This window comes from Protofrankia sp. Cr2 (assembly GCF_963555885.1).
GTDB lineage: Bacteria > Actinomycetota > Actinomycetes > Frankiales > Frankiaceae > Protofrankia.
Genome location: NZ_CAUVXG010000057.1, coordinates 18857 through 28800, shown reverse-complemented (window position 1 = coordinate 28800; position 9944 = coordinate 18857). Strand labels below are relative to the sequence as shown.

The window sequence follows — 9944 nt, the reverse complement described above, 5'->3', positions numbered from 1 at the left end:
GGTGGGTGGGGTGGGCGGCGCCGTCGCCACCTATCTCGCCGCGGCTGGCGTCGGGCGGCTGGTCCTCGTGCATCCCGGCGCCCTCGAGATACCCGACCTCAACCGACAGACGCTTATGCGACCCGACCGGGTCGGTGACCCGCGGGTGGCCTGCGCCGCCGACACACTGCGGGTCCACTATCCCGACGTCACGGTCGAGGTGTGGGATCGCGACCTGTTCGACCCGCACATGCCCGGTCTCGTCGCCGGTTCGGACGTGGTGGTCGACGCCCGCCACAACTTCCCCGAACGTTTCCGGATCAACCGGATGTGCCTGGATCTGGGCGTGCCGCTGGTCTTCGCGGCGATGAACACCACCGAGGCCCAGCTGTTCACGGTCGCGGTAGGCGGGCCGTGCCTGCGCTGCGTGTTCGCCGACGGAGACCCGCAGTGGGACCCGCTCGGTTTCCCGGTGCTCGGTGCGGTCGCCGGCACCGTGGGATGCCTCGCCGCGATGGAAGTGATCAAAACGGTCGCCCGGTTCGGCGAGAGGTTGACCGCCAGGCTGCTCGCCTTCGACCTGTGGGACATGGACTTCCGCTCGTTCGCCGTGGCCCGTGATCCGGACTGTGCCGACTGCGGGGCACACCGGTCGGAGGTGTACCAGCTGCACCGCCGGGAGCCGACCCCGATCGGGGCGGGTCTGCCCGGCCCGCGTGGCACCGACGATCCACGCTGACGACGATGATCTACTTTGACCACAACGCCACCACCCCGGTCGACCCGCGGGTGCTGGCCGCGATGCTGCCGCTGTTCTCCGAGCAGTGTGCGAACGCCTCCAGCGGTCACGTCGCGGGCCGCGCGGTCGCCCGGCTCGTCGAGCAGGCCCGGGGGCAGGTCGCGGCGCTGGTGGGGGCGAACCGGCGTAACGTCGTGTTCACCAGCGGGGCCACCGAGGCGGCTAATCTCGCGATCGGCGGCGTCCTGGCCGGCGCCGGCTCCCCGCGCCGTCGCATCCTGGTGGCGGCCACCGAACACAAGGCCGTCCTGGCCGCGGCTGCGCGGGCCGCGAGCATCCACGGGGGCACGGTCGGATTGGTCCGGGTGTTGCCCGACGGCACCCCGGATCTCGATCACCTGGCCGTGTCGCTGTCGTCGGATGTCGTGCTGGTCGCGGTGATGGCGGCCAACAGCGAGACCGGCGCGATCGCGGACGTCGGGCGGGCCGCCCAGCTCGCGCACGGCGCCGGCGCCCTGTTCCTCTGCGACGTCACGCAGGCCGCGGGCAAGATTCCGGTGGCGCTGGATGCCTGCGAGATCGACCTCGCGGTGCTGAGCGCACACAAGATCTACGGCCCCAAGGGGGTCGGCGCGCTGGTGGCCAGCCGGCGACTGCAGGACCGTCTGACACCGCTGATCGTCGGCGGGGGTCAGGAACGTGGTTTGCGCAGCGGCACGATCAACAGTGCCGGCATCGTCGGATTCGGCCAGGCTGCGACGATCGCCGCGGTGGAACTGGCCGCCGACGCCGATCGCCTGCGCCGCCTGACCGCGCTGCTGCACCATCTGCTCACCGAGAGACTCGACGGCGTCGAGCTCAACGGCCCGACCGTCACCCGGCTGCCCAACACCCTGAACCTGCGGTTCCTCGACGCTGAGGCCGACGCGGTCATGACATCCATGCCGCAGGTGGCCGTATCGGCGGGCAGCGCCTGCCAGGGGTCGAGTACCGAACCGTCCCACGTGCTGACGGCGATGGGCCTGGGTGCCACCGCCGCGTCGCAGAGCCTGCGCTTCAGCCTTGGTCGCCCCTCCACCGCCGAGGAGGTGCACGCCGCGGTCGGCCATGTCGTCACCGCCGTCGACCACGTCCGCTCCCTGCGCGCTGATTGAGGGGTCGGTGGTTTCGGCTGTTCTGACGACCGCTTTCACCTACCGCCGCGCAGGCGGAGCCGGAGTGGGCGGTGGTTCCGGTCGTCCTGACAGCCGCTTCCACCTACCGCTGCGCGGGCAGAAGGTTGAGGAAGCCGGGCGGTACGTGGCTGGCCAGCCAGACGCCGTTGGCGCTGCGCTGGAATCGGTGGCCGGCCTGGTGCATCGCGCCCGAGTCGACGGTGAGGATGACCGGTTGGCCCCGGCGGGCACCGACTCGTCCTGCCGTGTCCGAATCAGCGGACAGGTGGACGTCGTGGCGTCCCATCGGGCGCAGTCCCTCCCGGCGGATCGCGGGCAGGAAGGACCCGATCGTGCCGTGAAAGAGCACCTCTGGCGGCGTCGTCGTCGCCAGACCGAGCTCGACCTGCACGGAATGGCCCTGGTTGGCGCGGATGCGCCGCCCGGTGTCGTCGACAGCGAAACGCTGCTTGTCGCTTGTCGCCACGACCTCGTCGAGCTCGGCACGGCTGATCGGGAAACCGGACCGGGCGCAGGCGTCGAGCAGATCGGCCACGGATGTCCATCCAGCGGTATCGAGAACGATGCCGATGGCGTCGGGCGCGTGCCGCAGATGGCGGGACAGGTAGCGTGACACCCGCTCCGCGCGACGCGCGTTCATATCTACCATAACGTCCAGACTATCCGAGTCATGGACCGGACACCTGCGGTCAGGACCGGACGCGGGGTGCCTGGTTCCGGCTGACGGTGTCGATGATCTGTGCGGTCGGGCCGACGACGAGGATCTCGTCACCTGGCCGCAGCCGAGTGTGGCGGGTGGGCCGGTAGTTGGGCGTGCGGTCGGGGGTGCCGTCGTGCTCGGATGATGTGGCGACCGCGAGCATCCGCGTCCCGGTCGACAGCTCCTGCAGGGTCGGGCCGTCCAGGCCACCGCCGGCGACCACGGTGATCCGGGCGACCAGGAAGGGCTCGCGATCGACGTAGAAGGTGCTCACCACTTCGTAGTCGAGGGCGGCGCCGACGAACCACGGGGTGGCCAGCGCGGATGCACTGCGGGCGGTGTGGATGGCGAACCTGCGTTCGGCTTCGTCGGCAAGGGTGGTGTCGAAGATGCGCAGCACCACCCGCAATCCGGGCTCGCCATCGCCATCGGATCCGGGGGTGCTGGTCCGCACCGGGTCGATCCCCGACCGGCGCCGGCGCGTGCGTCCGCGCCGCTGCTGGCGCTGTGGTCGACGGCCAGCGCGACGACGATCCGAGTGATGATCGTTGAATGCCTCCCGCGCGGACAGCACAGCCTCCAGGTTCGCCACGTCGTCGCTGGTCACTGCGGCGAGGGTGGTGGCCCGGGCGAGTCCGGCCTCCATCAGGGTCGCGCGGACGGTGGCGTCACCGAACACGACCGGCACCTTGAGGTCGCGGACCACCGAAAGGAAGCGGTTGTTCTCGTCCCGTTCGACGATCACGACGTCCCGGCCGGCGGTGACGAGACCTTCCACGGTGGCCAGCCCCACCGAACCGAGTCCGCAGACGATCACGTGGTCACGTACGGTGGTGGCGCGTCCGTGGCCGATTGTCCGTTCCAGGCGGCGACTGATGATCACATTGGTGATGAACGCGTACACGACCGCGATGGACAGCGCGCCGACGAGGATCAGAGCGATGCCGAATGCTTGTAACCAGGATGTCGCCGCACCGAAGTTGAAGTCGCCGTAGCCGACGGTGGCCATGGTGGTGACGGTCAGATAGAACGCATCGAGAGGTCCGAAGTCCGCCGGTGCGACCGGATCGTTGTCGGCATAGGTCAGGCTCAGCACCAGCGTGCCGATGGCCATGATGGTCAGCACCGCGCCGAGGGCGAGCCGGAACGGCCGGTCGAACTCGGCTGCGGTGGTCACGGCGAGGTCCCGTATCCAGGCGTGCGGGCGGCGGCGGCGGCCCGCACGGCCCGCACGGCCCGCACGGCCTGACGCTGGGTCGGTGTGGGCTACCGACAGGTTCGCCAGCGCGTTGACGTCGTCCGTGCTGCTGACCCGGACGCCGTTGTCGGCGAAGTCCGCCAGCCTGCCGAGCAGGGCGATGCGGTCGCCAGGGGCGACAAATGTGTCACGGCTTGGACATATCTCCACCTGCCGCGCACCCGGTCTGCGCAGTGCCACCGGTGTCAGATTGCCGAAGACCTGCCGGCAGGCCCCGGCTGCGCTGACCGGGACGTCCACCACCGTGAAGATCTCCGACCCGAGCCGGAACGCATGCCGGACGTCGGAGCGGATGCATGCCTCGACGAAGCTGTGGCCGGCCTTCTCCGCGAGGTTCAGCACGCGCACGGTGGGCAGGGCCGCGCCGAGCTGGTCGCCGAGCTGGGCATTGGTGACCCGCACGACAAGGCGCAGCTCGGGGGCGATCTCGGTGGCGACCAGCGCCGTCTCAAGGTTGTCGAGGTCGATGTCGTGGCAGGCGATCAGCGCCACCGCGCCTGCGATCGACGCCTGCCGCAGCGCGTCCCCCGTATGAGCCGAGTCGGCCAGGACGGGGACATCCCACCGCTCAAGGCGCTGCCGCAGCGGACCGACGTCGCGCCTCTCGATGACGACGACCGCCACCCCTGCGGTGTGCAGCTGTTCGGCGATCCGGAAACCCAGGTCGTTCAATCCGCAGACGATGACATGCCCGGAGACGATCTGGCTGAACGCATGGCCGGACACGACCCTCACCACACCTCCGCATGCACGCTGGACCCGGCCGTTCTGGCCGCAGTATGCCGTCCCTGTGCCCGGTCCGGGTCAGGCCCAGCCGTGCGGACCTGGCCGTGCGGACCTGACCGTGCGGATCTGACTGTGTATACCGGCGCATGCGGAGCGGCGCGTGGCTGCGCACGCGTTCGTCGCCCTGGGCATACTCCAGGGCGACGAAGGACGGAGTCGGTGGCACCGGCCGGGAGTGGGTGCGGTCACGGGTGCGGTCACGGGACGGGAGAACCACACGGGATGCCAGCGGTGGAGCCGTGGCGTGGATCGGTGCTGGAAGCGGTGTTGGAACGGATCACCTATGCCAACGAGGAGAGCGGTTACACCGTCGCTCGCGTCGACACCGGTCGGTCGGGTGATCTGATCACGGTGGTGGGCGCGCTGCTGGGTGCGCAGCCCGGTGAGTCGTTACGCATGCGCGGTCGATGGGGCTCGCACCCGCAGTACGGTAAGCAGTTTCACGTCGAGGATTACACGACCGTGTTGCCGGCCACGGTTGCGGGTATCCGCCGCTATCTCGGTTCGGGGCTCATCAAGGGAATCGGGCCGAAGCTCGCCGAGCGGATAGTCGAGCATTTCGGGGTCGCCACACTGGACGTCATCGAACAGGAGCCGGAACGGCTGATAGAGGTTCCCAAACTCGGACCCAAACGCACGAAGGCGATTGCAGCCGCATGGGAGGAACAGAAGTCGATCAAGGAGGTGATGGTTTTCCTCCAGGGTGTCGGGGTGTCCACCTCGCTGGCGGTGCGGATCTTCAAGCAGTATGCCGACCGCTCCATTGACGTGGTGCGCACAGAGCCGTACCGGTTGGCAACCGACGTGTGGGGAATCGGCTTTCGGACGGCGGACACGATCGCCAAGGCCGTCGGGATTCCCCATGACAGCCCGCAGCGCATCAAGGCCGGTCTTGCGTTCACCTTGTCGGAGGCCACCGGGGACGGCAACTGCTTCCTGCCCGAACACCAGTTGATCGCCGAGGCGATAAAGATCCTGCAGGTCGACACCGGAGCGGTGATCGAGTGCCTGGGCGAGCTCGTGGCGGAGGAGGGCGTTGTCCGCGAGGAGATCCCCGGGGAGGACCCGGCCGAACCGATCGCCGCGATCTATCTGGTTCCCTTCCACCGTGCGGAGATTTCCCTGGCGGGCCAGCTGCTGCGGCTGTTGCGGACCCAGCGCGACGCGATGCCGTCCTTCGTCGAGGTCGACTGGGACGCCGCCCTGGCCTGGCTGCGGGATCGGACCCGGGCCGAGCTCGCGCCGGCGCAGGCGGCGGCGGTGCGGTTGGCCCTGACCGAGAAGGTCGCCGTGCTCACCGGCGGACCCGGGTGCGGCAAGAGTTTCACCGTGCGCTCGGTGGTCACCCTGGCCCGCGCCAAGGGCGCGAAGGTCGTGCTCGCCGCGCCGACCGGCCGGGCCGCCAAGCGGCTCGCCGAGCTGACCGGGCATGAGGCGGCCACCGTGCACCGGCTGTTGGAACTGCGACCGGGCGGGGACGCGGCCTACGACCGCGACCGTCCCCTGGACGCCGATCTCGTCGTCGTCGACGAGGCGTCGATGCTGGATCTTCTGCTGGCCAACAAGCTCGTCAAGGCGGTCCCGCCCGGGGCGCATCTGCTCCTGGTCGGGGATGTCGACCAGCTGCCCTCCGTCGGCGCCGGCGAGGTCCTGCGTGATCTGCTGGCCGACGGCACGCCCATTCCGCACGTGCGGCTCACCCAGATTTTCCGTCAGGCGCAGGAGTCCGGTGTCGTGACCAACGCGCACCGCATCAACAAGGGAGACCATCCGCTGGTACGCGGCCTGTCCGACTTCTTCTACTTCGCCGCGGACGAGGCGCAGGACGCCGCGCGGATGACCGTCGACGTCGTGGCCCGCCGCATTCCGCTGAAGTTCGGGCTCGACCCGCGCCGGGACGTGCAGGTGCTCGCGCCGATGCACCGGGGCCCGGCCGGGGCCGGGGCGCTGAACGTCCAGCTTCAGGAGGCACTGACCCCGTCGCGCCCGGACCTGCCCGAACGCCGGGTCGGCGGGCGGGTCTTCCGGATCGGGGACAAGGTGACCCAAATCCGCAATAACTATGACAAGGGCGCCAGTGGCGTCTTTAATGGAACTCTCGGGGTGGTGACCGCACTCGACCTCGACGAACAGAAGCTCACGGTGCGCACAGACGAGGAGGAGGACGTCGACTACGAGTTCATTGAACTCGACGAACTCGTGCACGCCTATGCCGTGACCATCCACCGGTCGCAGGGTAGTGAGTACCCGGCGGTGGTCATCCCGGTTACCACCAGTGCGTGGATGATGTTGCAGCGGAACCTGCTCTACACTGCGGTCACCCGGGCCCGCCGGTTGGTGGTCCTGGTCGGGTCACGACGGGCGATCGGGCAGGCTGTCCGAACGGTGAGCAGCGGACGCCGTCATACCGCTCTCGACCATCGGCTACGGATGTCCGACGAATACTGAACACCTGGTGGGTGTGTAGGTGCGAGCAAGCGGGCGTGGATGCGGGCCATATCCTCGACGGTTGGTGGAGAGCTGTTTGCCGGCATGGCGTTTGTCAGCATGATCGTGATCATTTTTATTCACTTCGGTTTTGTGGGGTAACGATGGGAAGTCGAAGTCGCGAACGGCGGCGAGCCAAGCAGCAGGCGCGCGACGACCGGGCCGCCGGCTCCGGTCCAGGTACACGTCCAGGTCCCGGTCCCACGTCCGGTCCTGGTCCCGGTGCCTTCCGGTCGGCCCGTCATGATTTCGACGCTTACCAGCAGGATCGACAGACCGCCGATGCGCTGGTCAGCGCGGCCATGCACGCACAGCACACGCAGGACGGCATGGAGCTGTCCCGGTGCATCGTGCTGTTGACCGAACCTCCGGTCGGGTCCGCCAGGCGGCGGTTGGTCGACCGGGCACTCGTGGGCTGGCTGAACCGCATGGTGGAACGTGCGTGGGACAATGGCTGGCAGCCGGCGGACCTCGTGCGGACCGTCAGCCGGGAGTGCGGTGCGCGTCAGCTGCGGATGACGGTCGACGCGATCGCCGGTCAGATGCGTCGGTATGCCGCATCCACCGTGGACGAGCGCTGGGAGGCACAGCTCGCGGCGGTCGAAGCCACCGTCTGGTGGGCCGATGACGATGGCTGGCTGGACGCCTGGGGCGAGCGCGAAGGCGAGGATCGGGTTGGGGTGGTCACCTGCGCCGTGACGGTCCTCGGGATCATCGGTGCTTTGCCCCCGCTCGCGCAGCTGTGCCCGCCGCCCGGCACCGCGCGTCGCGGGACGCTGCATCCCGACCGAACGGCTGGTCGGACGGTCAACGCGCGCATGCTCGACCGGGTCCGCGCGCTGCTGGCCAAGGCCGAGTCGACCGGCTTCGCGCAGGAGGCCGAGGCGCTGACCGCGAAGGCCCAGGAGCTCATGGCCCGGCACAGCATCGACTACGCCCTGCTGGCGGCCGAGACCGGGTCGCGCGACGAACCGACCGGCCGTCGGGTCGGCGTCGACAATCCCTATGAGACGCCCAAGGCGCTTCTGCTGGACAAAGTGGCCAGCGCCAATCGCTGTCGGGCGGTGTGGACGAAGCATCTCGGTTTCGCCACGGTGCTCGGCTTCGAGTCCGATCTCGACGGCGTCGAGTTGCTCTACACCTCGCTGTTGGTGCAGGCGACCACGGCCATGACGCGGGAAGGCTCCCGCCAGGACCGCTACGGGCGGTCGCGGACCCGTTCGTTCCGCCAGTCTTTCCTCACCGCCTTCGCCGTCCGGATCGGCGAGCGGCTGCAGGTCGCGACCGACAAGGCGGGGGCTGATGCGGTCGCCGAAACGGGTCGGGACCGTCTCCTGCCCGTCCTGGCCGCGCGGGATGACACCGTCCGGGAGGCGACCGAGACGATGTTCCCGGGAGTCGTGTCGCGGCCGGTGACAGCCAACGACCGGGAGGGGTGGCTCTCGGGTCGGGCCGCGGCCGAGCTCGCATCCCTGAACTCCCGCACCGAGGTGACCGACACCCGGCCCGGATGATGCTCGGCCGGCGCCGCCGACGGTCCTCTGCTGGTGGAGATACCTTGCCAAATCGTGTAATTAATAAGAGGATCTCTTTGCTGGCTGGCGAACGGCGGCTCCCGGCGTGGCCGGCGCGGGCCAGCGCGTCCCCTGGGCACACGGGCGCGTGCGCGCAGCGGTGATTGCGTGCCTGTCGGTCCTCTAGCGTAAAGGAGCTGGTCTGGTGCGTCGCACCCTGTTCGAACCTGAGCACGAGGAGTTCCGCGCGCTCGCACGGACGTTCTTCGAGAAGGAGTGCGTCCCGCACACCACCGAGTGGGAGCATGCCGGTGTTGTCGACCGGGAGGTCTGGCGCAAGGCGGGCCGTGCGGGTCTGCTGTTGTGGTCGGTCCCCGAGGAGTTCGGCGGCGCCGGGGTCGACGACTACCGGTTCAGCGTGATCCTCGCGGAGGAGTTCTGGGCCACCGGAACCGTCGGTTTCGGCTTTGGGCTGCAGAACGACGTGATGCCGCCGTACATCATCACGCTGACCACCGACGAGCAGAAGGCGCGCTGGTTGCCCGGCTCGGTGAGCGGGGACATCATCTGGGCGCTGGGGCTGAGCGAGCCCGGTGCCGGCTCGGACGTGAAGGCGATCCGCACGACCGCGCGCCGCGACGGTGACAGCTATGTCGTGTCGGGTTCGAAGACGTTCATCACCAACGGGCTGCTGTGCGACAAGGTGGTCGCTGCGGTCAAGACCGACCCGGACGCCGGTCACCGTGGCATCAGCCTGCTCGTCATCGATGCGGATGCACCGGGCTTCAGCCGCGGCCGCAAGCTCGACAAGATCGGCCAGAAGGCGCAGGACACCGCTGAGCTGTTCTTCGACGAGGTGCGGGTGCCCGTGTCGAACCTGCTCGGGCAGGAGAACCGTGGCTTCTACCACCTGATGGAGAGCCTTGGAACGGAGCGGCTCGGCGCGGGTGTCACCGCTGTGGCCATCATGAAGCGGGCCTTGGCGCTGACCGTGGAGCAGGTGCGTACCCGCAAGGCGTTCGGGACGACGATCGGTTCGTTCCAGAACACGCGGTTCGAGCTCGCCGCGATGAAGACCTTGTGTGACGTTGCGCAGGCATACGTGGACACGGCGGTGCGCGCACACCTCGACGGCGAGCTCAGCGCCGTCGACGCCGCCGGTCTCAAGCAGTGGACGACCGACACGCAGTGCGACGTCGTTGACCGTTGCCTGCAGCTGTTCGGCGGCTACGGCTATATGAACGAGTACGAGATCGCCCGTTTGTGGCGGGACGGCCGAGTGCAGCGGATCTACGCCGGCTCCAAC

The 9944-nt window shown here is 68.9% G+C and carries 7 protein-coding genes; 5 read left to right on the top strand and 2 right to left on the bottom strand.

What is annotated here, in order from left to right; all coding sequences use genetic code 11:
- Positions 1-718 (top strand): HesA/MoeB/ThiF family protein (locus U9978_RS20055; protein ID WP_322762680.1); only part of this gene is annotated, 718 nt, incomplete at its 5' end.
- Positions 719-723: 5 nt separating this feature from the next.
- A complete protein-coding gene (locus U9978_RS20050; protein ID WP_322762679.1) occupies positions 724-1872 on the top strand; it encodes a cysteine desulfurase family protein in 1149 nt (382 codons plus the stop codon).
- Between the two features lie 103 nt (positions 1873-1975).
- Here the strand turns inward: U9978_RS20050 and U9978_RS20045 are convergent, their stop codons facing one another.
- Together U9978_RS20045 and U9978_RS20040 are read right to left on the bottom strand one after the other, a co-directional pair.
- Positions 1976-2533, bottom strand: coding sequence for an RNA 2'-phosphotransferase (locus tag U9978_RS20045; RefSeq protein ID WP_322762678.1), 558 nt, complete (start codon positions 2531-2533; stop codon positions 1976-1978).
- Between the two features lie 49 nt (positions 2534-2582).
- The gene (locus U9978_RS20040) at positions 2583-4586 is read right to left on the bottom strand and encodes an NAD-binding protein (protein ID WP_322762677.1); all 2004 of its coding nucleotides are present in this window, start codon (positions 4584-4586) and stop codon (positions 2583-2585) included.
- A gap of 273 nt (positions 4587-4859) precedes the next feature.
- On the opposite strand from U9978_RS20040, the gene U9978_RS20035 reads away from it, so the two are divergent.
- The 3 genes from U9978_RS20035 to U9978_RS20025 form a co-directional block, all read left to right on the top strand.
- On the top strand, positions 4860-7085 hold the full coding sequence (locus tag U9978_RS20035) for an ATP-dependent RecD-like DNA helicase (protein WP_322762676.1): 2226 nt from the start codon (positions 4860-4862) through the stop codon (positions 7083-7085).
- 143 nt (positions 7086-7228) lie between these two features.
- Complete coding sequence (locus tag U9978_RS20030) at positions 7229-8638, top strand: DUF2786 domain-containing protein (protein ID WP_322762675.1); 1410 nt, start codon at positions 7229-7231, stop codon at positions 8636-8638.
- A gap of 205 nt (positions 8639-8843) precedes the next feature.
- A partial coding sequence (locus U9978_RS20025) for an acyl-CoA dehydrogenase family protein (RefSeq protein WP_322762674.1) occupies positions 8844-9944 on the top strand: 1101 nt, incomplete at its 3' end.

Excerpts from the sequence above, each read along its gene's own strand:
- U9978_RS20050 (WP_322762679.1), top strand. The coding sequence starts at position 724 with ATGATCTACTTTGACCACAACGCCACCACCCCGGTCGACCCGCGGGTG.
- U9978_RS20030 (WP_322762675.1), top strand. The coding sequence starts at position 7,229 with ATGGGAAGTCGAAGTCGCGAACGGCGGCGAGCCAAGCAGCAGGCGCGC.
- U9978_RS20035 (WP_322762676.1), top strand. The coding sequence starts at position 4,860 with ATGCCAGCGGTGGAGCCGTGGCGTGGATCGGTGCTGGAAGCGGTGTTG.
- U9978_RS20045 (WP_322762678.1), bottom strand. The coding sequence starts at position 2,533 with ATGAACGCGCGTCGCGCGGAGCGGGTGTCACGCTACCTGTCCCGCCAT.